The organism is Agrobacterium sp. ST15.13.015 (assembly GCF_027871645.1).
GTDB lineage: Bacteria > Pseudomonadota > Alphaproteobacteria > Rhizobiales > Rhizobiaceae > Agrobacterium > Agrobacterium leguminum.
Window position 1 is genome coordinate 132,791 of record NZ_JAQAHF010000013.1, and the last position, 22,779, is coordinate 155,569.

Genomic DNA, 22,779 nt, shown 5'->3' on the forward strand with positions numbered 1-22,779 from the left:
TGATCGATGCGCTACGGCCCGCCGAAAAATCTCACTGCGCGGCAACCTGCCGCTGGATGATCTCAGAAATGAATTGGTCGAGAAGGGCCACTTCGCTGTGGCTGAGATGCAGTCCCTTCTTCGAGCGTCTCCAGAGAATGTCATTCGTCGTGCGCGCCCATTCGTGCGCCATCAGGTAGAGCACTTCGGCTTCGTAGAGATCGGACCCGAACAACCGGCCGAGATCCTCGATTTTCCCGGCAGTGCCGAGAAGGACGGATGCTCTTGTGCCATAGCGGCGGACAAGCCGGCGCGCATGCGAAGCGGCGAGGAATGGATAGGCCTTGTGAAGCTTGGTGACCTCCGCCTCGTAGCCTTGAACCGGAAAGTCGCCGCCCGGCAGATGGCTCTTGGCCGTCCAGGGAGCCCCCTTGGTGCCGATCGCCTCACCGATCTTCTCCAACGCGTGCTCTGCCAGACGCCGGTAGGTGGTGAGCTTGCCGCCGAAGACGTTGAGGAGCGGAGCCCTGTTGACCTCGCTGCCGACGAAGCCGTCAAGCTTCAGCACATAGTCGCGGGTTGCCTCCTGCGCCTTGGTGGCGCCGTCGTCGAAAAGCGGGCGGATCCCTGCATAGGTCCAGACGATATCGTCCTGCCTGACCGGCTCCTTGAAATATTCGCTCGCCGCCTTGCAGAGGTATTCCGTCTCCTCCTGCGAGATCCTGACGTCCTTCGGATCGCCGCTGAAGTCGCGATCGGTGGTGCCGATCAGCGTGAACTCGTCCTCATAGGGAATGGCAAAGATGATGCGATTGTCGGGGTTCTGGAAGAAATAGGCCCGCGGCCCCTCGAACTTCTTCTTGACCACGATATGGCTGCCTTGGACGAGACGGACGTTGCGCGCCTCATTCTTGCCGAAGGCGCCGCGGATCACATGGTCGACCCAGGGACCGGCCGCATTGACGAGCATGCGTGCGCGGTGAACCGCCGCGATCCCGGAGACCGTATCCACCGTCTCGATCGTCCAGAGCCCGTTCTCGCGCCGCGCCGAGACAACCTTGGTGCGCGGCATGATCAGCGCGCCCTTGTCGCTGGCGTCGCGGGCATTGAGCACCACGAGGCGGGCATCGTCGACCCAGCCGTCGGAATATTCAAACGCCTTGGAGAAGAGCGCCTTCAGCGGTTTGGCCGCCTCGTCGCGGCGCATGTCGAGTACCGCCGTCGGCGGCAGCAGCTTGCGGCCGCCGAGATGGTCGTAAAGGAAGAGCCCGAGCCGGATCAGCCACGCGGGGCGGATGCCGCCTTTCTGGTAGGGCAGCACGAAGCGCATCGGCCAGATGATGTGCGGCGCCATCGCCCAGAGCACTTCGCGCTCCATCAGCGATTCACGCACCAGCCGGAACTCGTAATGTTCGAGATAACGCAGGCCCCCATGGATGAGCTTGGTGGCACCCGATGATGTGCCGGATGCAAAGTCGTTCATCTCCGCCAACGCGACCGAATAGCCGCGACCGACCGCGTCGCGCGCGATCCCGCAACCGTTGATGCCGCCGCCGATTACGAACAGGTCGTGGATCTTATCTGCCATGTCGGTCTCCCGTAACGTCACGCCGTTGCCGCATAGGAAAGCGTGCTTGCAACGGCGGCGCGCCATTTCCGATAGCGTCGCGCCCGCTCGTCAGTGTTGAGGTTGGGGGTGAAGCTGCGCTTTGCCTTCCAGTTCGCGGCAAAGGTCTGAAGATCGGGCCAGACGCCCGCTTGCGCGCCGGCGAGTGCCGCAACTCCGTAAGCTGTCGCTTCCTGGCTTTGCGACCGCTCGATGACGCTTCCGAGGCAATCGGCCAGCGCCTGCATGGCCCAATCGCTGCCCGACAGGCCGCCATCGACGCGCAGGGTCGCACCCCTGACGTCCATCGGGTAATCGGAGGCCATCGCCTCGAGGAGATCGCGCGTCTGGTAGCAGACGGATTCCAGCGTCGCCCGCGAAAGCTCGGCGATCCCCGTGCCTCTCGTTAGGCCGAAAATCGCGCCACGGGCTTGCGAATTCCAGTGCGGCGCGCCGAGCCCGGTGAATGCCGGCACCAGGTAAACGTCTTCCTGTTCGTCGGCCAGATGCGCGAGACGGCCCGTCTCGTCGGCCGCCTTGATGAGCTTCAGGGAGTCGCGCAGCCATTGAACCGCGGCACCCGCCATGAAGATCGAACCCTCAAGTGCATAAGTCGTTTTGCCATTGAGGCGATAGCCAATGGTCGACAGCAGACGATTGGACGATCTGACGATCTGATCGCCGGTGTTCAGGACCACGAAGCAGCCCGTGCCATAGGTCGATTTGAGCATTCCGGGCTTCAGGCAGGCCTGACCAAGCAGAGCCGCCTGCTGGTCGCCCGCGAGCGCCCGGATTGGAATTTGAGCGCCGAAATGGGCGGCAACCGTCTGGCCGAAATCGTCGGCACAATCCTTGACCTCGGGCAAGAGAGCCCGCGGGACTCTGAAGGCGCCCAGCAATTCGTCGTCCCAGCGATTCTGACGAATATCGAACAGCGAGGTGCGCGACGCGTTGGTGGCGTCCGTCGCGTGCACGGCGCCGCCGGTGAGCATCCAGGTGAGATAAGTGTCGATCGTGCCGCACAGCAGCTGGCCATTCTCGGCCGCACGCCGCGCGCCGTCGACATTGTCGAGGATCCAGGCGATCTTGGTGGCGGAGAAATAGGGATCGAGCAGAAGGCCGGTCTTTTCCTGTATCAGCGGGCCAAACCCGTCTGCGCGAAGGACCTCGCATGCGCCGAAGGTGCGGCGATCCTGCCAGACGATCGCCGGATGGATCGGCTTGCCCGTCGACCGCTCCCAGATGAGGCAGGTTTCGCGCTGATTGGTGATGCCGATCGCCGCAACGTCGCGCGCCTCGATGCCGGCTCGCGCGAGAGCGGTACGGGAGGTCTCAACAACAGAATCCCAGATTTCGGTGGCGTCGTGCTCGACCCAACCCGACTTCGGAAACGACTGTGATATCTCTTTTTGATCGATCGCGATCGGCTGGGCATCGGGGCCGTAAACGATGGCTCGGGAGGACGTCGTCCCCTGGTCGATCGCCAGAACATAGCCGGTCATGGGAGCCTCAAATCTTGTTTGCGGAAAAGGACCGCCAGCCGCCTGGGAGGATGGCGCCTGGCGGCCGGCGACGGAACGCTGCTAGGCCACAGCTTTCTTCGCCTCTTGAGAGAAAATCGCCTTGACCTTTTCTGCGATTGCCTGGCCGAGCGTGATATTCGTGTCAGCCGAGAAATGGATGCCATCGCAGCCATCGGTCTTGACGAACTCGCCGGCGTCGAGAAAGTCGACCTTCAGGAAGTTGGCGAGCGCCTTGTACTGCTTTGAAAGTTCGACGGACTTTTCGTAGCCACCGCCGAACATGCCTTCGAACCATGGGTCAGGCATGGGAGCGAGCGGCGGCGGCGAGACGATCAGAAGCTTCGGGGCAGGATAGGGCGTGCCGATGCCGCCGGCCGAAGTCAGAACCTGTCCCGCAAGCTTGCCCATGCCGTTGGCGATCTCGTAAGGCGTGCGGCGGAAATACGACTTGGTGTCGTTGGTGCCGAGCAGGATGATGACGAGATCGAGCGGCAGGTGGCTGGCGAGCGCCATCGGCAGATAGGCGCTGCCGTTCAGCCTGGGATCGTTCGGATCCTCGACGCTCGTGGTGCGGGCGCTTAAGCCTTCCTCGATGATCGTATAGCCGTCACCGAGTGCTGCGGCCATTGCGCCGGTCCAGCGTTGTTCAAAGGGGTATCTGAGTGTCGGCGACGACTCGGGTACCGGAATCCATCCCCATGTCAGTGAGTCCCCAAAACACAATATCGAGCGGCTTTCTGCCATGTCATTACTCCTCCGATGACGACTAGTTGGTACGCGCCTTGAGGCCGTAGAAAATGGCCGCAAGGAGAATGATGAGGCCTTGCGCGATGAGCTTCCCGGAGTCGCTGACGCCGAACGACGTCATCACGACAAAGAGGAGCGCGAACGAAAGGACACCAAAGAACGGTCCCCAGACGCCGCCTTCGCCGCGGCCGAAGACCACGCCGCCGAGAATGGTTGCGGCAACAGAAAGGATCGGCAGATCCAGGCCGACGCGAACGCTTCCGACTGCGATCGAAGCCGTTTGAACGAGAGCCGCGATGCCGGCGATCAGGCCTGCCAGCGTATGCGCCACGACGACGGTGCGTTCGACGGGTACGCCTGAGAAATGCGCTGCTTCCGCGTTTGCGCCGACCGAGGTCACGTAACGGCCGAACACCGTTCTCGACAGAAGCAGGGACAGCAGCGTGGTCAGCACCACCCAGAACAGGACCGGGAGGGGCAGCGGGCCGAGTTTGACGTTATAGATATCGTTGAAGTAGCTCGGCACGTTACCCGGCGGCTTGCCGCTCGACAGGAACTGCACGGCACCAACGAGGATGATGCTGACCGCAAGCGTCACGATAACAGCCGAGACGCGGCGCTTGCCCACCATGAAACCGTTGAACAGCCCGATCGCGGTGCCCGTGAAGAGCGCGAGCAGCACGAAACCGGTCGCCGACATTCCGGGAAACTGGCCGGACGAGATGAAGTAGTTGACGAGCAGGATGACGCCGCCGCCGGCGAGGTCGATACTTTTGACCCGCATGACGAGCAACTGCCCGAGAACGAGGACGCCGAGCGGGGCGACCTGGCGAATGAAGATGCCCATGACATTTGCGTTCAGCATCTGCGGGCGCGAGACCCACAGGACGATCAGCAGCAATGCAAAGACATAATAGGCGGGCGCAATCTTAAGCATTCGCTGAATTGCGGGATTTTTTGCGAAGGCTGACATCTTAGAGCCCCATCTTCTTGCGTGTCTGGAAACCGACGACAAGGAGCAGGATGCCGCCCTTGATCGCCGTCTGAATGAACGGCGAAACGTTGACCAGGTTCATGCCGTTGGAGAGGAGCGCCAGTACCAGGGCTCCGATAATCGTTCCCTGCAGGCTGCCGACGCCGCCGGAGAGTTGCGTGCCGCCAATGGCGACGGCGGTGATCGCGTCGAGTTCGAAGAGAAGCCCGACATTTGGATCGCCGGAAACGATGCGGCCGGCCAGGAACACGCCAGCAAGGGCTGCGAAGCACGAGCAGGCAACATAGGCGAGGATGACGTTGCGCTTGTCGGCAACACCGAAGTTGCGCGTCGCGTCTTCGACGCCGCTGGCAATACCGCCGCCGATCGCGAAGAGATGCAGGCCGAACCGCGAGCCGTAGAGCAGTTTCCAGGCGACCAGGGCGACACAAATGCCCCAGAATATCGGCATGGGGATGCCGAGGAACGACCCCGAGACCGAGCTGATGACGACATCCGGAATGGTCCCGCCGGAGACCGGACGCAAGATGCGCGCAGCGCCGAGGACGATGTACTGCATCGCCAGTGTCGCGATGATCGGATGGACGTTGAGACGAGTGATCACGATGCCGTTGGTCAGGCCGAGCAGGGCCGCCAGCAGGAAGACTGCCGGGATCGTGATGTAGCCCGGAGCGTCCAGCGCGAGGATGGCCGTCGTGAAGCTGATCAGCGAGCCGACGGACAGGTCGAGGCCGCCGACGAGGATGACGAACAGCTGACCGACCGCGGTGATGACGAGCGGCATTGCCTGCGCGACCAGGTTGAACAGATTTTCCCGGTTCAGGAACTGGTCCGTCTGAATGATCAGAGCGATGCTGAGAACGATCGTGATCAGCAGGGGAACGATCCAGAGACCTTGGCGGCTCTGATTTCCCTTGAATAGTCTTGTGAGGGTCTTGGTCATCGGATTGGTTCTCTGTTGGCGTTCACGCGCTCAAGGCGGCGTCGAGGATGTCGTGCTCGGTCGCCTTGGCGGCGGGCATGTCGGCAACGACCGTGTCGCCATGGACGACATAGATGCGATCGCAAAGGCCGATGAGCTCGACAGTTTCTCTCGACAGGACCAGCACGGCCCCACCGTTCTGCGTGAAGTCGCGAAGCAGCTTGTAGATTTCAGACTTGGCGCCGATATCGACACCGCGCGTCGGCTCCTCGATCAGGAGGATGTCGAGATTGGCGGCGATATAGCGGCCAAGCAGGACCTTCTGCTGATTGCCGCCGGAGAGCGCGCCGACGGGCGCGGACGCATTGATCGTGCGAACGTTGAGCCGCTTGATCGTGTCGGCAACGAGCTTGCGATAGTTCTTCGCGGGGGAAAATCCTGCTCGTGCCGAATGGAGCGCGATCTCGATATTGTGCGCGATCGGGAGGTTGAGGAACAAGCCTTCCTCCTTGCGGTCCTCAGGAATGAAGCCCACGCCCATCTGCTGCAGCTTGCGCACACCGTTCTCGTTCGGCACGGGCAAGGCCAGCGATTTTCCGTTCAGTGTGATCGTGCCGGAAAACGGCTGGAATTTGCCGACCAGCGAGCGGAGGAGTTTTTGCTGACCCTGTCCTTCGAGCCCGGCAAGTGCGACGATCTCACCCTTGCAAACATGCAGTGAGAACGGCTTTGACGAAGCGCCGATCTTGAAGTGCTTGATGTCGAGCATCGGTTCGCAGGCTGCCGAGGCGTTCCTTGCCGGGAAAAGGTCCTTCAATTCCCGGCCGACCATCATTGCGATCAGCGATGTCGGCGTCATTTCCGAAAGCGGGCGCGTGCCGATCAGCTTGCCGTCTTTCAGAACCGTGACCGTGTCGCATATCTGGAAAATTTCATCCATGCGGTGCGAGATGTAGACGAGGGCCTTGCCCGCATCGCGCAGTCGGCGGATATGCTTGTTGAGGATCTCGACGTCAGCGGCGTTGAGTGCGGCGGTCGGCTCGTCGAGAATGAAGATCGAGGCATCGGCTTTGATGCCATGGGCGATTTCGACGAATTGCCGTTCGGCAATCGTGAGGTTCGAAACCAGCGTCCGCGGATCAAGATCGAGCGACAGCTCTTTCAGCGCCTTTCCGGTTTCGGCATTCATCCGTTTGTAGTCGACGGTGCCGAAGCGCGTTACGGGCTCGCGCCCGAGAAACATGTTTTCGGCGATCGTCAGGTTCGCCAGAAGCGTCATCTCCTGGAAGACCGTCGATATGCCGAAGTCGAGCGCCTCTTTCGGATTGAGGAAGGCGATCTTGTGTCCGTTCTTGAAGATCTCGCCGCTATCAGGCTGGTGAACGCCCGCGAGGATCTTCATGAGCGTCGATTTGCCAGCGCCATTCTCGCCCATCAGGGCATGGACGGAACCCGGCAAGAGCTCCAGCGACACTCTATCCAGTGCCAGACTTCCGCCAAACGACTTTGAAATGTTCGACATTTCTATAAGGTTGGCCATTCGTTCCTCCCAATCCATGCAGCTCCGCTCGGTCACCATCCGCCGGTTCCGGAATGAAACCGGCGGATGCGCCTTGGGAGGCTATTTTAGTTCTTGGTATAATACTTCTTCAGGTCGTCCTCGGAGAGCTGGGAAGGCCACCAGACGTTCGCCGAGAGATCGTCGCGGTAATACTTCTTGACCTTCTCCAGGTCCCAGCCCGGAGGATTGTAGTCGTAGTGCTTGTAGAGCTGCTTGCCCTCCAGCAGTGCGACAGCGGCATGCACGCCTTCGGCGCCCTGGGCCGGCGAATATTCAGCCGAGATCGACTGGAAGCCGTCATGGATCCACTGGCCGAAGAAGCCGTTGTTGCCTTCTCCGGAGATCGGCGGGATCTTGGCGCCGAACTGCTTGAAGACGTCGACGCAGGCGCGCGTCATGTCGGCACCCGACGACCAGATGCCATCGACATCGGGGCTGTTCAGGTAAAGCGTTTCGCAAACGCTCTTGCCCTTGTCGTACTGCCAGTCACCGTGCTCTTCGGCGACGATCTTCACGTTCGTGCCCTTGAGGGATTCCAGAAGGCCATTATAGCGGTTGGTGTCTTCCGGATGACCGGCGAGACCGCGCAGAACCCAGATCTTGCCGTTATCGCCGACGGTCTTGACGAGCCAGTCGCCCATGACCTTGCCGAAGTGCTCGGCGCCGCCCTGGATCTCGGTCGTGTAGTCTTCTGTTTCGACGCGACCGGTATGAACGATGACCGGGATGCCGGCGGCAATCGCCTTCTTCATGGAGGCGTTTGCGGAGGTGGAGGTGACCGGCTGCACGATGATCGCGTCGACCTTCTGGGCGATCAGGTCTTCGATGTCGGCAACCTGCTTCTTCTGGTCAAAGCCGGCGTCGAGCAGGATGAACTTCTTGATGCACTTGTTGGCTGCGGCCGCCGCTTCCGATTCGTGAGCAACCTGAACGGTCCAAGTGTTGGCGTTGACGCCAAAATCGCTCATGCCGATAACCCAGCCGCAGTCCTTCTTGTACTTCCCGGCTTCCGTCTGCGGATTGTCGCCAGCCTTCGGCGTGATGCCGTCCATAAACTTGACTTCATCCGCCCATAGCGGGCCCGCGGTCGACGCCATCAAAAGCGTAGCCCCGAGGATAGATTTCACATAGCCGTTCACGAGATTTCCTCCCTTGCTCAAACACCGTCGTCCTCTCGACGTCGGATCTCCATTGCCACGGAGACACATTTATCCAGGCCGCTGAAGCGGCTTTAATCGCGGGCCAAAGCCATTGGATGACTGGGCTGGCTATGTTCAGTTCCTGGAAAATCTTGCTCTCCCATTCATAGAAATGCCACACGGATAAACGGCTGTCAATAATTATTCAGACTGAATGAATATCAATAAACTTGCACCATGGATCGACAAAGGCCATAATCGCCGTTGAATGTTCATGCGTCTTTATGATTTGCCATAAAGGTGGGGAGGAAATGCGGTCAGTCTTATGTTACGGCGACTCGAATACGCATGGCCAGATTCCGGGCGGCTCGCCGCTCGATCGATATGGGCCGGACGAGCGCTGGCCAGGCGTTTTGAGACGGGAGCTTGGAAGCAAGTGGTATGTGGTCGAGGAGGGCTTGAGCGGCCGTACGACGGTTCGAGACGATCCGATCGAAGGCCCGATGAAGAATGGCCGAACCTACCTCCGGCCATGCCTCATGAGCCACGCAATCCTCGATCTCGTCATCATCATGCTCGGGACGAACGACCTGAAAGCCCGTTTCCACCAGCCTCCCTCCGAAGTGGCGATGGGGATTGGCTGCCTGGTCTACGATATCCGGGAGCTGGCGCCCGGTCCGGCCGGCAAGCCCCCCGAAATCATGGTGGTTGCTCCACCGCCGATGCTGGACGATATCAAGGAATGGGAACCCATATTTTTCGGCGCCCAGGAGAAATCCCGGCGTCTCGCCCTCGAATTCGAAATCATTGCCGATTCGCTCGAAGTACATTTTTTTGACGCCGCCACCGTCGCGGCTTGCGATCCGCGCGATGGCTTTCACATCAATCGGGAAGCGCATGAAGCCTTGGGAACGGCGCTCGCCAGGGAAGTCGAGGCGATCGGTTGGAGATGATGATATTGCCGCAGCGACGTTACGAATGGATGCCAGTACATCTTTATGCCTTACTCCAAGAGGATTGCATTGATGCCTGATATGCGTTTTGCACCACCCAATCCCTTGCGTATTGCCGATCGGGCAACCGGCCTGAATGCGGTCAGCGTGCGCAGTTACAATGAGCGCCTGCTGCTGTCGCTGTTGCTTCAGAACAGCGAGATCACCCGATTGGAGATCGGCGAACGGACGGGCCTTTCAGCCCAGACTATTTCGGTGCTGGTCAGGTCGCTGGAGCAGGAAGGACTGGTTGCGAAGGGGGAAGCCCAGAAGGGACGGGTCGGGCCTCCGACCGTTCCGGTTGCCCTCAATCCGGAAGGGGCCTTTTCGATCGGCATCAGTGTCGGCCTGAAGCGTACCGACGTCGTTCTGATCGATTTTGCCGGCGCCGTTCGCTATCATATGCAATTGCCTAATCCGCAGCCCGAACGCGACAGCAACCAGACAATGTTCATCGAGACCATTCGTCAGGCGGTGAACATCGTCCCCAAGAATGCTCAAAAGCGTCTAGCCGGCATTGGCCTTGCGCTTCCGTCGAGCGCTTCGGAGGGGCGTGAGGAAAAGGCCTACTTCGACTCGCTCCAGAAGGAAGTCGAGGAGCTTACCGGCTACTCGGTGTTCGTGCAGAACGACATTACGGCTGCGGCCAGCGGCGAAAGCATGTTCGGTGTCGCCAAGCCGTTTTCCGATTATCTCTACTTTTATATCGGCGCGAACCTCCACAGCCGCCTGGTCTTGAACCACCAGATCCACCACGGCAATTCGGTGGTCAGTTTCGATGTCGGCGTGGCATCTTTGGAATCCGTATTGACCGCCGTGGGCGCGCCAACGGATCACCTGTGGCAGCCGCTCGCACCATGGCCGGAGAACAGTCTGGTTCTCGAATGGGAAGGCAAACTGGCGGAAAAGATGCAGGGCATCGTCAAGTCGCTCGCGCAATTTGTCGAGCTCGAAGCGGTGATCGTTTCTTCATTCGTGCCGAATGTCGTCTATCGGAACATCTGCGTCTCGCTGCAAAAGCTGGTTCCCGAAGTGACCGTGATGCCGAGCGGCATATTGAACACGCCGAAGGCCGTCGGTGCTGCAAGCCTGCCATTCATCTCCCGTTTCATGGTGGAAAGTTGAAGACCGTGGTGGCGGCTGGGTTCACCGCCACCATCCCAGCCCGACATGCGCGGGACCGGCCGTAGAAGAGGCCTTGAAAGAACGGGACGCCGCGTCAATCGATGTCAACTGCGGCAAATCACGCCGCCCGACTGTGGGCCAACGCCGCTTCATCTTCGCCTCCGATTTGAAAGTGCTGGACCAGCGCCAACAGGCCGTCAGCCTGGGAGGCGAGTTCGCGGCTCGCGGCCGTCGTCTCCTCGACCATCGCCGCATTGTGCTGTGTCATCTGGTCCATCTGATTGACGGTCGAGTTGACCCCCTGCAGCGCACTCGACTGATCGTGGCTGCCGCGGGCGATCGTCTCGACATGCTGACTGATCGTGACGATCTGCGAGCTGATCTTCGCAAGGACCGAACCGGTTTCCTGGACCAGATGCGAGCCGGTATTGACCTCGGCCGTCGACTTGTTGATGAGGACCTTGATCTCCTTGGCCGCCTTGGCGGAGCGCTGCGCCAGTTCACGCACCTCCTGGGCAACGACGGCAAAGCCTTTGCCCGCATCGCCGGCGCGTGCCGCCTCGACGCCGGCATTCAACGCCAGCAGATTGGTCTGGAAGGCGATCTCGTCGATGACGCCGGTGATCTGCTCGATCTGGCGGGAGGCTTCTTCGATCCGGCCCATCGCATCGATCGCATTGTTGACGACGATGGCTGAATCGTCGGCGCTCTGCTTGGCCTGGCGGACGATCTGGTCGGCATCCTTGGCACGTTCCGCCGACGAGCGAACCGTGACGGTGATCTCGTCGACGGCGGCTGCCGTTTCTTCGAGCGAAGCAGCCTGCTGCTCAGTCCGTTTGGCAAGATCCTCGGCCGCCTCGGCCATCTGGTTGCCATTGCCCTGGATCATTTCGACATTGTCGCGGATCTGGCGCATCGTCGCCTGCAGCCGCATCATCGAGCCGTTGAAATCCTTCCGCAGTTGGTCGAGGGAGGGCGCGAAAGGAGTCGCAATGCGATGATCGAGCCGCCCGTCGGCCAGGTTCTTCAGGCCGGCGGCGAGTGCCGAGACCGCATGTTCCAGCTCGGCCGCGCTTTTTTCCCTGTCCGTCTCGCGGAGTTGCCTTTCCTCTTCGATCTGACGGTTACGCTGGATCGCCTCCTCCTCCATTCGCACCTTGTCGACTGCCCCCTGGCGGAAGGATTCGAGCGCCCGCGCCATGATGCCGATTTCGTCAGAACGCGAGACGGACCGGATCTCGATTGCCTGATCGCCATTGTTCAGGCGGTTCATCAGGCCTGTGATGTCCGCGAGCGGCTTCGTAAGACGGGAGGAGAAGATGTACCCGACGATACCCATTCCGAAAAGGACGGCGAGAGCGGTCAGCGCGGCCCACTTTGCAAGCTCGTTTGCCGAGGAGACGACATTAGCCTTGCTCTGGCCGATGACGAGAAGGTGCGGCTGACCAAAGAGGGTGACAGGGACGTAGGAGTAAAAATTTGAACCATGGGCCCCATCAGCGAAGACGGAGCCATTCTTCTGCTCGTTCGCGGCCTTGAGCAGCTCCGGCGGCACTCCATTTTCCGCTGCGACGTTGCCTGCTCTCAAGGTGCCGTCGGCGGCAATCAGAAACGCCTCGTCGACGCTCCGTCCCAAGCCCTCGGGCGAAATGAGCGCCAAAAGCTTTGCCGGCGCGATACGGATCACGACGGTGCCGCGCTTGACGACAGAGCCCCAGACAACGTTGGCAAGGGGTTTGGCAAGAAAAGCCGAAACATCGCTTTCCTCGCTTTTGAACGAAACGAACCCCGTCCGATACACTTGGTCGGCCGGTCCGGCGATGGATGAGGCAAACAGGGACTTCAGGGCGGCATTCTGCGAATCCTGGACGGCCGCCATGAACTCGGGTCCCTTGGTGACCGTATAGACCACCTGGCCATTGTTATCGATGACGAAGATATCGCTGAGATCGGCATTCTTCCAGGCGCTGAAGAGTGGCCCATGCACCGAGCTATGCTTGACGGCATAGAGCATCTTGACGGTCGATCCGTCGAAAGCCGCTCTTTGTGCGGGGCTCTTCGACATGTCCTGGAACGCCTCCCTTATCTTGGCATCAGACATTGCGATGGCCTTTCCGGCCTGCTCCGTCATCTCTCCGAGCGACTGGCTCTGCGCGATCTCGGTCAGCGTCTGCTCGACCCGTTCATCATAGGCCCGGAGCGCCTTCGATTGATTGGCTGCAATCGCTTCAAGGCGGATCTTGCTCGCCTCGATCAAACCGTTCTTTCCGATCTGGTAGCTCAATGCTCCGACAGACGCGCAAGAGACGATCGCTGTCCCTATGATCACCACGGCAAACTTGGCCTTAATGGATCGCATGCGGTGGGACAATTGCAAAGCATTGTGGAAAATCTGCATTTTGAATCCATTTCGAGTCAAACAGTTGCTAATCATCATCGACGACAGTTCTGAAAAATCCGTTACGGGTCATAACTTTCTTTCTATTTTCAATATGTTGCTTAGGCACGCCCTCAAGAACCTTGAGGTTTTCAGATGTTGCTTTTGTGGATTTTAGCTCAATTCTCCGGTGATATGCCCTCAATATTCCAACATTCCCACATGGAGCAGGGACAGAATCGCATTCACTCCGGACCAGGATTTCGATCGAAGGGTTCATTTTGTATGGAAGGCAAGCGCGTTGCTGATCACATAGGCAGCGATTCTCGCGCGGGCGGGATGGTCATTGCGCGGTGGAAGATCGCGTAATTTGTTTGAAAGATCCGCAAACACCACATAAATACACAAATCCAAGGACAACGTCGTCGACTTCCCGGTTCACCGTCATCCTTACAAGCATCTCGCAACCTTTTCCGAAGGCTTGCGAGATAGATCTGCCGCTTTAAGGGATTGTCAGCATCAGCGTTGCTGTCGACCCCCGCACCGACCCGAGGACGAAGCTGTCAATGTCGAGTGAAGTTCGCAAAGAAGTCATTCTCGAACGACTCGATCGTGATCAACGCGTCAGCGTTCTGGAGCTTTCGACAGAGTTCGGTGTTTCGGGTGAAACCATTCGGCGCGACCTGAAGGATCTGGAGGCCGAGGGAGCCGTTCGGCGCGTTCACGGAGGCGCTATACCGGCCGGCCGAACCGCGGATGTGCCGATTACCGACCGCATCAGATTCAATGCGCTCGAAAAGGACGCGGTCGCGCAGATGGCGCGCAACCTCATAACCGACGACTGCGCCATTTTCCTCGACACAGGCACCACCACCCTGTCCCTTGCGCGCCACCTGACTGGCTTCAAGAAGCTGCGGCTCTACACCAATTCCCTGATGATCGCGCAAGCCGCCTGCCAGCATTTCGGCGTCCGGGTCCAAATGACGCCGGGAAATCTCCGCCCGATTGAGCAGGATCTGGTCGGCTATGATACGCTGTCCTACATCCAGCAATTCCACTTTGACATGGTCTTTATGGGTGCGGCGGCAATCGCGGCGGAGTATGGCTTCATGGACTATGAAGAGGATGAAGCGCGAATTCGCCAGGCTCTGCTGAAGCAGACGGCCAGAAGCATCATGCTGGCCGATCATTCCAAGTGCGGCAAGACGGGCAATGTCATTACCGCCGCATTTTCCAGCGTTAACACATTGGTCACCGATCAACGTCCCCCGGCAAATATATTGGCGGCCGCCAAAAGGGGCGACCTCGAAATCATCCACGGTTGACCATACCGAAAGCGTCAGACCGGTGTCCGCCGTCTGAGGAAGCCCCGTGGTCAATCCCCGTGCAGGAAAGCCATGATTTGCGCATGCAGGGAGGAATTTGCCGCCGCCACGATACCGCCGCCATTTTCTGCCGGTCCCCCGTCCCAGTCCGTCACGACGCCGCCGGCCTGCTCGATGATCGGAATGAGGGCAACGATGTCGTAGGGATAGAGGCCCGCTTCCACGACGCAGTCGATCTGCCCTGCCGCAAGCATGCAATAGGCATAGCAATCGGTCCCGTAACGCGCGAGCCGCACTTGTTTTTCGAGCCGGTCGTAGCTTGCTCTCCGGTCGGCTTCGAAGATCGCCGGCGTCGTTGTGAAGAGCGTCGCGTCGGCAAGGTTCTTCGTCGCGCTGGTTGCGAGCCGCGTTTGTCCGTGCTGGCCCTCGTAGTATGCGCCGTTGCCCGTCGCATAAAACAATTCCCCGATAAAAGGCTGCGCCATCATGCCGGCCACCGCATCACCATCCCTGGTCAGCCCGACAAGCGTGCCCCAGAGCGGGATACCTGATATGAACGACCTGGTTCCGTCGATCGGATCGATGACCCAGACCAGGCCCGCATCCGCGCCTTCATTGCCGAACTCTTCGCCCAGGATGCCGTGATCGGGATATTCCGAACGGATAAGCGCTCGAAGCGCTTTCTCCGTTTCGCGGTCGGCTTCGGTGACCGGATCGAACCCGCCGGCAATCTTGTTGACGACGGCTCCCGGCAACCGGAACCGGGGCAATGTCTCGCGGGCGGCAACTGCCGCGAGGCGGCGAAGAAAATCGGGAGAGATCACCTCTTCAGTGCTTTGCATGTGTCAGACCGCCTTCAGCCATTGCGGCCACAGCGAATTGCTCATTGCGAAACGCGCGCGCATATGTTTCCAGAACCCATATTTGAAGAAGTCGAAGTCAAGACGCGAGACTTCGTTCTGCACCATCGCCCAGGTCGACCATTTGAGGTCGACGAGAGCCTTGAACAAAGCGATCCGCGCCAGAACGCCCGGATCCGCCCGGCCATAATATTCCTCGATCAGTTCCTTTTCGGTCTCCGGCGAGAAGCACATCTCGCAGAACCAAAGCGCGAGTTCCGCCGCCCGATCATTGGTGGAGGCGTATTCGAAATCGACAAGCATGACCCGGCGATCGGAATGAAGGAGGAAATTGCCGGCCAGTGTGTCGTTCATGCAGGGCGCGAGATCGAGACCCGATGCCTCGAGCGCAGCTCGCGCCTCGCGATAGCGCGCATTCATCCAGCCGAAGTCGCTCGGGAAATCGCCGCCAAGCTCCAGGACCTGCTGGAAATGTTCGTCGATCATGTCGAAGGTGGTCTTTCGCTGCGAAAGCGGTGCGGTGTCGTTGAAGGCCTTCAGCGCACGAAGACCGTTGAGGCGGATGACAGGATCAAGAAAATCGGCGTTTGTCGATGTTCTGAGCCCCTCGACGAATTCACTCACCTCGACCCCCGTTTCGGGGAAGAACTCGATGATCCGGGCGCCGACGCCCGCCTCGTGCGCCCTGCGGCCGGCTTCGTTGGCAGTTCTCCGGTCGATGAACATTTCGGTCCCAGCGCCGGGTATCTTCACGAAGAAGCTGTGCGGCGCACCTTCGACGTAAACCCGCCAGTTGGGATTGCTGATGCCCCCGGGTACTGGTTCGTAGGAAACCTCGAGGCCTCGCCAGTCCGCCACGGCTATGATGGCCTGCTCGATCGCCTGCTCGGCCTGCGATGCGCCTTCACCCAATCTCAGTCTCATCGCTCTCTCCATCAGACCTGTTTCAGCCATGTTTCAAAGCGTGGTCCTTCGATGACCGTGCGGGCTCTCAGAAGCCGCCATTCGGCGTATTTGAAGAATTCAACATGCTTGCGCGGCGAGCGTGCGGCATTGATGAAGCCCCAAAGCGCCCACATGAGATCGTCGGCCGCTCCATAAAGGCGTGCCCGCGCGAGCACGCTCGCATCCGGCTTTCCGGTTGCGATTTCAATGGCCAGCAGCGCCTCGCCATCGAATGGGAGGAGTTCGGCCAGCACGGTTCCGATATCGTACGCGGGGTCCGCCTGGCGCGCCCACTCGAAATCGACCAGCCGAACTCCGTCGTCCGGTCCGACCATGACGTTCGACGAGATGCCGTCCGCGTGGCACGGGACCGTATCGACACCTGCGGCGCCGATGGCGCCGGCAATGCGCTCGACGGCAGCAGAGACGGTGAATACCGGTGCTGGCAAGATCACATCCGCTCCTTCGGCAAGCTGCCGGTAGGCGGCAACGAGCTCGAAAACGCTGCGCGTTTCGCCAAGCCTCTCAGCCTGATGGAAGCTGCGTTTTGCCGTCAGAAGATTTTCGAGAACCCGCGGGCGGCGAAGGACATCGGCATGCCCCCACGCCCATTCCTCGCCAAGCGCTTCGAATACCAGGACGCCGCCCTCGGGAGCGGCATGGATGAGCCGCGGGGCAATGCCCAGTTCGCCTGCCTTGCGGCTGGCCTCCGCCACATGGTTCAGGGCAACAAACCGAGACATGTCATCGTGGAGACGTTTGACGAAAACCCGCGGCTGATCCGCCTTGCTTGCGAAAAAGCAGAGATTTTCGACGCCGCGGTGAATGGGCGACACCACTCCGCCAATCGGAGCTGAGAGGGTGGCGCCGGAAAGGCCGACCGCGTCGAGCGCAGCCTGAACTGCAGCATCATCCTGCATGGAACTCTCCCTCAATGATGTTGCGAAGCGTGGCGGTCAGCACCGCCAGCCCCGCCTGCACGTCCTGTGGCTCGGTCAGTTCGTCGGGATGATGGGCGATGCCATCGACGCTCGGAATGAAGATCAGCGCCGACGGGATACCACTGTTTTGCAAGGCGACAGCATCGTGGCCTGCAACCGAACGCATGGTCAATGGCTCGAAACCGCAAGAACGTGCCGTGCGATCGACGAGTGCCATTAACCGCCTGTCCATGCTGGCGGGATCGCGCAAAGTATCGGCGACGATTTCCAGCTGCGTGCCGGTTTCGGCTGCCGCCTTTTCGAGCGCGGCAAGGGCGAGCTCACCTGCCATGTCGAGTTCGGCCACGTCAGGCCCCCTGAGCTCGAACCACACAGTCGCCCGGTCGACGACAACGTTCGGCGAGTTGGGCTCGACCACGAGGCGCGCAGCGGAGCGGTGGAGGAGGGGATGGCTGGCCGCGACGACTGCTTCGAAGGCGGCAATTCCTCTTGCTGCGGCGAGAAGCGCATCTCGGCGATCGGCCATCGGCGTCGGACCCGTATGCGCTGCCCGGCCGATCCAGCGGACGGTCTTCTTGCGCGCCGCCCAGGTTCCTTCGACGACGCCGATCTTTCGGCCCGCTTCGAGAAGTTTCCGTCCCTGCTCGACATGCAGCTCGACATAGGCTTTCGGGGGAGGGGGAACAATTCCCGAACTGCCGCTGACGCCTATGGCCTCGAGCGCGCGCTTGAGGGATACGCCGTCTCCGTCGCGTAGTTCCAATGCATCGCCAAGCGCCAATGCGCCGGAGAAGACCGTGCTGCCGGTCAGGCTCGGCTGGTAGCGGGCGCCTTCCTCATTCGTCCAGTTGACCACCGCGAGGTTGTAGCGCGGTTTGCACAGTCCGCGTTGCACCTCGGCGTGAATAGCGAGCGCGGCCTGTCCGGCAGTCAGGACACCCAAGGTGCCGTCGAAACGACCGCCTCGGGGTTGGGTGTCCAGATGCGAGCCCGCAAAAATCCAGGGCGCATCCTGACCGGCCCAATCGAAGCAGGCAAACTGATTGCCGATCGCATCATTCGCGATCTGGACGGCTGCCTGTTCCATCCACACGGCAAAAACACCTCGCGCCATGCCGTCCTCGGCGCTCGCCGCGAGGCGCGTCACTCCCGCTCCGGGATGAGCACCGATGGCAGAAATTCGGTCGAAGATCGCATCGAAATCCGTCCGCCGTGTCGTCGCCGCGTCAAGCATGGATGATCTCCAGTTCTTCTGCCCGAACGGCGCCGAGGATGTCTTCCGGCGGACGCCGGTCGGTCACAAGCGCACCGATTTGCCCGAAGGGAGCGGTGATCACATTGCCGACCCTTCCAAACTTCGAATGATCGGCCAGCATGACGCTTCGCGAGGACCGCTTTATGAGGATCTGACGGATTCGCGCCTCGTCTTCTTCATAGTCCATGAAGCCATATTCGACATTGACTGCCGCGGCACCCATGAAGACCATGTCGAAGTGGAACTGCTGGATGTAGGATAGCGTGTCATAGCCGACCAGGTCCTGCTCGACCGGTCGCAGATTTCCAGGCGTCACGTGCACGCTGACGCCGAAATGCTGGCAGGCGGCTTGTGCAATCATCAGGGAATTCGTGTAGAGCCGAAGCTTCTTGAAGCCGATCAGCCGGCGCGCGAGCGCAAGCGTCGTCGTGCCGGTATCGAGGAAGATCACACAGTCGTCATTGATCAGGTTGCGCGCCACGCCGGCAACCGCATCCTTCTCAGTCGAGTTGAGCTTGATGCGCTCGGTAATCGGCGTGTCGGCTGTGCGGCCGGCTGGAATTGCGCCGCCATGCACGCGGCGCACAGCACCTTCTGCTTCGAGGTTCTTCAGATCGCGGCGAATGGTTTCGCCCGAAACGCCGAACTCTGCTGAAAGCTCGACAACGCTGACGCGCTGATCACGGCCGAGACGCTCCAGGATGATCTCCTTGCGGATCTCACTGGACATGGACCGCCTCGTCCTCATGCCGATGCAGGCAGGCTGCGTAATTCCCGCCATCAGAACCCACAAGCATCGGATCGGTCTTTTCGCAGTCGCTCTGCGCGCGCGGGCAGCGCGAACGGAACGAGCAGCCGACCGGAAGATGAATGGGGCTCGGGGGCTCGCCATCGAGCAGATATTGCGCGCCCGGGAAACGGTTTTCCTCCAGCGTCGGCATGGCGCTCAGCAGCGCCCGCGTATACGGGTGGTGCGGATGTTCAAAAAGCGTCGTGTTGTCAGCCAGTTCGACGATGCGCCCTAGATACATGACCGCCACGCGGTGACAGATACGACGGACCAGCGCCAGGTCGTGAGATATGAAAATGTAGGAAAACCCGTGTGCCGCCTGGAGCCGTTTGAAGAGATCGAGGAGCTCGGCCTGCTCGACCTGGTCGAGCGCCGACAAGGTCTCGTCAAGGATCAAGAGGCGCGGCTTCAGCACCAGGGCTCGAGCAATGTTGATGCGCTGGCGCTGCCCGGCGCTAAGCCCCACAGGCAATCGTTCGGCGAGGTCCGCATGAAGGCCGACTTCGCGCATGGCCTCCTGCGCGCGCTGCTCGGCATCACGCCGGCCGACGCCGTGGATCAGAAGCGGCTCCTCGATCATGCGTATGATCGACATGCCCGCCGGCAGCGATCCATAGGGGTCCTGCAGCAGAAGCTGGAACGATTTGCGCATCTCCGTCAACGAACGAGCAGAGAGACTCGAGAGGTTCTTCCCGAGGAACGCAATGCGACCGGCATTTGGCTGTTCGAGCCAGGCAAGCAGGCGCGTAAGCGTGGATTTGCCGCAACCGCTTTCCCCGACGATGCCAAAATTTTCACCCGCCTTGACGGTAAAGGACACGTCCCGAACCGCCTTGACTTCGTTGAAGGCATTGAACGCATCGCGCCGGCGCACGCTATAGGTTCGGGTTGCATTTTCGACGGTCAGGACAGCCTCACCGTCTTTTGCTTCCGGCGCCGACACGTTCTTCCAGATCGATGGAATGCGCGAGAGGAGGGCGCGCGTATAGGCTTGCTGCGGGTTGGCAGCAATATCGGCAGTCTTGCCCCGTTCGACGATGCGGCCGCCTTGCATGACGAGCGTTCGCTCGGCAATCTGTGACACCACCGGTAACGACGAAGAGATAAACAGGAACGCCGTGTCGAGGCTTTGCCTGAGGCTGTCGATAAGCCGGATAATCTGGGCTGCGACCGTTACATCGAGCGGCTGCGTAATATTGTCGGCGATAACAAGCGATGGCTCGGAAACGAGCGCATCGACAATCATCACGCGCTGCATCATACCGCCGGAGAATTGGAAGGGCGCCTCGTGGAAGCGAGAGCGCGGTGAGGGAATATGCACCCGGCCAAGGAGATCGAGAACTTTTTCCTTCGCTTCCGCCTTACCGATATCAGGCCGGACAGATCGAAGCTTCTCGACGATCTGATGGCCGATCGGCAGCCTCGGATCAAGCGAACCCATGGGGTTTGCACCGATGAAGCCAATGCGGTTTCCTCTGATCGACCGAAGACCCCGCGCATCGAGGGAGAGGACGTCCTTTCCTTCAAAAATCACCTGACCGGAAGAGATTTCCAGCGGTGCTTGAATGGCGTTCACCATGGCACGCGCCAGCACCGACTTGCCCGATCCGGCTTCGCCGACGAGGCCGAGAACTTCGCCTGGCTGGAGCGCAAAGTCCACATTGTCGACGATGCGCCGTTTGCCGCCATCCCGCAGGAGATCGACCGAGAGATTGGAGACAGCTAGGATTGGATCACTCATTTACGCATCCCCTCTCAGAACCGCATTGCGCGCGCGCTCCAACGCCGAACCCATCAGATTGAGGCAGGTCAGCGATATCAGCAGGAACAGACCGGGCATCGTCGCGATCCACCATGCGTTCAGCAGATACTTTCGTGAATCCGCGATCACGTTGCCGAATGTCGGTGTCGGCGGCTGAACCCCGAGACCGAGAAAGCCGAGGATCGACTCGAAGATCATCATGCGGGCGATATCGAGCACAGCGACGAAGGCGATCGGAGGCAGAACGACAGGCGCCACAAACAACAGCATGATGCGAAGGTCCGAGGCACCGAGAACCCTCTCACCGAGAACATAGCCGCGATTGCGTTCGCCGAGCGCCACGGATCTCGCGACGCGGGCATAGAGCGGCCAGCCGGAGAGGCCAAGCACGAGGATGATCGCAGGCACGGTCGGGCGTGACACGCCGAGAATGGTGATGGCAAGAATGATCATCGGAATTGACAGCTGAGCATCGGTCAGCCGCATGATGACCGTATCGAGCCAACCACCACGAAAACCGGCAAGAAGACCGAGACTGCAGCCGACGATGAACATCAGAACCACGGTCGTCACGCCGATGAACAGCGAATAACACAGTCCGACGAGACAGCGCATCAGAACGTCACGGCCGAGTTGATCGGTACCGAGCACATAAGGCCATTGCCAGCCCTCGGAAGGGAATGGCGGAATAAACTTGTGGCTGTAGGCCATCTTGAGCGGATCAACCGAACTGACAAATGGCAGGAGAATCGCAAGTCCAAGCAGCAATCCGAAGCCGATGAGGCCAATGCGAAAGTCGAGGCGCCCCACGGCAATTTGCAACATGCGTCTGGTCGGTGTGGTGCCGCGCTTGACGACGGTGCGCTCGGTGGCGCTCAATTCTACGATATCGGTCATCTCAGTATTCCAGTCTCGGATCGATGGTCATCGCGATAAGATCGACCAGGATGTTGATCACCACGAACATCACGGAAATGAAGATCGCGACGCCCTGGATGAGCGGAAAGTCGCGCTGTTGAACGGCATTGATCGTCAGGAGCCCAAGGCCCGGATAGTCGAAGATGAACTCGACCACGAGGACGCCGCCCAGAAGCATGCCGAGTTGCACACCCAGCAAGTTGATCAACGGGACCGCGGAATTGCCCAGCACATGCGAGAAGATCGTGCGCCCGCGGCTCAGGCCTCTAACAGCAGCAAGCTGAATGAAGTCTTCGCGCAACACCTGAGCGACAGAAACGGTCAACGTACGCAGGATGAACGGCGCAATCTCCACCGCGAGCACGATCGCGGGCAGAATGGTGTATTCGAAGCCGTTGTAGCCGATCGCGGGCAGAAGCCTGAGCTTCACCGACAGAAAGAGCGTCAGCACGATGCCCAGCCAGAAGTTCGGGGTCGAGACGAAGATCGACCCCAATGCGAGCGCGAGTTTGTCGGGCCAGCGACCCTGATAGAGCCCGCCGGCAAGGCCGAGCGGAACAGCAACGAGCAACGCGATGACCAGTGCGACGGCTGCGAGCTGCAGGGTCATCGGGAGTGTATCGAGAATGAGATCTAGGACCTTCGCCCGCTCTTCGCGTGTCGGGTCGTTATAGGCCGAGCCGGCCAGGCTCGCCCCGCTCTTCGGCCTGACGAACGACGTGCCAAGATCGCCGGTCGCCAAATGGCCAAGATAGGAGACGAATTGCAGCGGGATGGCCCGATCGAGACCAAGTTCCTTTGCCTTCATCGCCACGACCGCATCAGGGGCCATGCCGCCGACGATAAGGCGCGCGGGGTCACCCGGCACCACACGCAACAGCGTGAAGATGATGAATATGACGAGAAGGATGATCAGGCCCCCCTGCAGAAGCCGTCTCATCAGGAATGATAGAAGGAACATGTACTTACCCTAGTCTGTCGGGGCCAAGGCGGCCACTGCCAGGCAGTGGCCGCAGCG

18 protein-coding genes and 2 pseudogenes are annotated in these 22,779 nt (G+C 60.2%); 4 read left to right on the forward strand and 16 right to left on the reverse strand.

Annotated elements, in window-relative coordinates:
* Nucleotides 1–31: 31 nt before the first annotated feature.
* The 7 genes from glpD to PIB16_RS20170 form a co-directional block, all read right to left on the reverse strand.
* On the reverse strand, nt 32–1,567 hold the full coding sequence (gene glpD / locus PIB16_RS20140; protein WP_077768140.1) for a glycerol-3-phosphate dehydrogenase: 1,536 nt from the start codon (nt 1,565–1,567) through the stop codon (nt 32–34).
* Nucleotides 1,568–1,584: 17 nt separating this feature from the next.
* Nucleotides 1,585–3,087 (reverse strand): glycerol kinase GlpK, encoded by a 1,503-nt coding sequence (glpK, locus tag PIB16_RS20145; RefSeq protein WP_012475962.1) that lies wholly within the window; start codon nt 3,085–3,087, stop codon nt 1,585–1,587.
* A gap of 81 nt (nt 3,088–3,168) precedes the next feature.
* Nucleotides 3,169–3,852 (reverse strand): SGNH/GDSL hydrolase family protein, encoded by a 684-nt coding sequence (locus tag PIB16_RS20150; protein ID WP_012475961.1) that lies wholly within the window; start codon nt 3,850–3,852, stop codon nt 3,169–3,171.
* Between the two features lie 22 nt (nt 3,853–3,874).
* Nucleotides 3,875–4,828 carry an ABC transporter permease gene (locus PIB16_RS20155; protein WP_012475960.1) on the reverse strand — a complete coding sequence of 318 codons (954 nt, stop codon included), beginning with the start codon at nt 4,826–4,828 and terminating at the stop codon, nt 3,875–3,877.
* Nucleotide 4,829: 1 nt separating this feature from the next.
* Entirely contained in the window at nt 4,830–5,792 is a 963-nt protein-coding gene (locus PIB16_RS20160) for an ABC transporter permease (RefSeq protein ID WP_012475959.1), read from the reverse strand.
* A 22-nt stretch (nt 5,793–5,814) separates the two neighbouring features.
* Nucleotides 5,815–7,311: a sugar ABC transporter ATP-binding protein gene (locus PIB16_RS20165; protein WP_077768141.1), complete on the reverse strand. Its 1,497-nt coding sequence runs from the start codon at nt 7,309–7,311 to the stop codon at nt 5,815–5,817.
* A gap of 86 nt (nt 7,312–7,397) precedes the next feature.
* Entirely contained in the window at nt 7,398–8,429 is a 1,032-nt protein-coding gene (locus PIB16_RS20170; RefSeq protein ID WP_161991478.1) for an ABC transporter substrate-binding protein, read from the reverse strand.
* 353 nt (nt 8,430–8,782) lie between these two features.
* Between PIB16_RS20170 and PIB16_RS20175 the strand changes: the two genes are divergently transcribed.
* Both PIB16_RS20175 and PIB16_RS20180 read left to right on the forward strand, forming a co-directional pair.
* Nucleotides 8,783–9,424 carry an SGNH/GDSL hydrolase family protein gene (locus PIB16_RS20175; protein ID WP_077768143.1) on the forward strand — a complete coding sequence of 214 codons (642 nt, stop codon included), beginning with the start codon at nt 8,783–8,785 and terminating at the stop codon, nt 9,422–9,424.
* Between the two features lie 72 nt (nt 9,425–9,496).
* Nucleotides 9,497–10,588 carry an ROK family transcriptional regulator gene (locus PIB16_RS20180; protein ID WP_234888140.1) on the forward strand — a complete coding sequence of 364 codons (1,092 nt, stop codon included), beginning with the start codon at nt 9,497–9,499 and terminating at the stop codon, nt 10,586–10,588.
* Nucleotides 10,589–10,706: 118 nt separating this feature from the next.
* Here PIB16_RS20180 and PIB16_RS20185 read toward each other — a convergent pair.
* Nucleotides 10,707–11,945, reverse strand: a pseudogene (locus tag PIB16_RS20185) (methyl-accepting chemotaxis protein); the annotation flags it as partial.
* Nucleotides 11,946–13,531: 1,586 nt separating this feature from the next.
* Between PIB16_RS20185 and PIB16_RS26795 the strand changes: the two are divergent.
* Together PIB16_RS26795 and PIB16_RS20190 are read left to right on the forward strand one after the other, a co-directional pair.
* A pseudogene (locus PIB16_RS26795) lies at nt 13,532–13,690 on the forward strand (DeoR family transcriptional regulator); the annotation flags it as partial.
* A 33-nt stretch (nt 13,691–13,723) separates the two neighbouring features.
* Nucleotides 13,724–14,290, forward strand: a complete 567-nt coding sequence (locus PIB16_RS20190) for a DeoR/GlpR family DNA-binding transcription regulator (RefSeq protein ID WP_269703988.1) — start codon at nt 13,724–13,726, stop codon at nt 14,288–14,290.
* 50 nt (nt 14,291–14,340) lie between these two features.
* On the opposite strand, the gene hisN is transcribed toward PIB16_RS20190, so the two are convergent.
* From hisN to PIB16_RS20230, 8 genes are read right to left on the reverse strand one after another with little or no spacing between them, the layout of a single operon-like run.
* The gene (hisN, locus tag PIB16_RS20195) at nt 14,341–15,132 is read right to left on the reverse strand and encodes a histidinol-phosphatase (protein WP_012475953.1); all 792 of its coding nucleotides are present in this window, start codon (nt 15,130–15,132) and stop codon (nt 14,341–14,343) included.
* A gap of 3 nt (nt 15,133–15,135) precedes the next feature.
* Nucleotides 15,136–16,074, reverse strand: a complete 939-nt coding sequence (locus tag PIB16_RS20200) for a choline/ethanolamine kinase family protein (RefSeq protein WP_077768147.1) — start codon at nt 16,072–16,074, stop codon at nt 15,136–15,138.
* An 11-nt stretch (nt 16,075–16,085) separates the two neighbouring features.
* Nucleotides 16,086–17,015: a phosphotransferase gene (locus PIB16_RS20205; RefSeq protein ID WP_012475951.1), complete on the reverse strand. Its 930-nt coding sequence runs from the start codon at nt 17,013–17,015 to the stop codon at nt 16,086–16,088.
* The gene (locus tag PIB16_RS20210; RefSeq protein WP_012475950.1) at nt 17,005–18,270 is read right to left on the reverse strand and encodes a Zn-dependent hydrolase; all 1,266 of its coding nucleotides are present in this window, start codon (nt 18,268–18,270) and stop codon (nt 17,005–17,007) included. Before PIB16_RS20210 ends, PIB16_RS20205 begins: the two co-directional genes overlap by 11 nt.
* On the reverse strand, nt 18,263–19,021 hold the full coding sequence (locus PIB16_RS20215) for a DeoR/GlpR family DNA-binding transcription regulator (protein WP_161596387.1): 759 nt from the start codon (nt 19,019–19,021) through the stop codon (nt 18,263–18,265). The genes PIB16_RS20210 and PIB16_RS20215 overlap by 8 nt, the downstream gene beginning before the upstream one ends.
* Complete coding sequence (locus PIB16_RS20220) at nt 19,011–20,822, reverse strand: dipeptide ABC transporter ATP-binding protein (RefSeq protein ID WP_077768149.1); 1,812 nt, start codon at nt 20,820–20,822, stop codon at nt 19,011–19,013. The genes PIB16_RS20215 and PIB16_RS20220 overlap by 11 nt, the downstream gene beginning before the upstream one ends.
* The gene (locus PIB16_RS20225) at nt 20,823–21,740 is read right to left on the reverse strand and encodes an ABC transporter permease (protein WP_012475948.1); all 918 of its coding nucleotides are present in this window, start codon (nt 21,738–21,740) and stop codon (nt 20,823–20,825) included.
* Nucleotide 21,741: 1 nt separating this feature from the next.
* Nucleotides 21,742–22,722, reverse strand: a complete 981-nt coding sequence (locus PIB16_RS20230) for an ABC transporter permease (RefSeq protein WP_077768150.1) — start codon at nt 22,720–22,722, stop codon at nt 21,742–21,744.
* Nucleotides 22,723–22,779 lie beyond the last annotated feature (57 nt).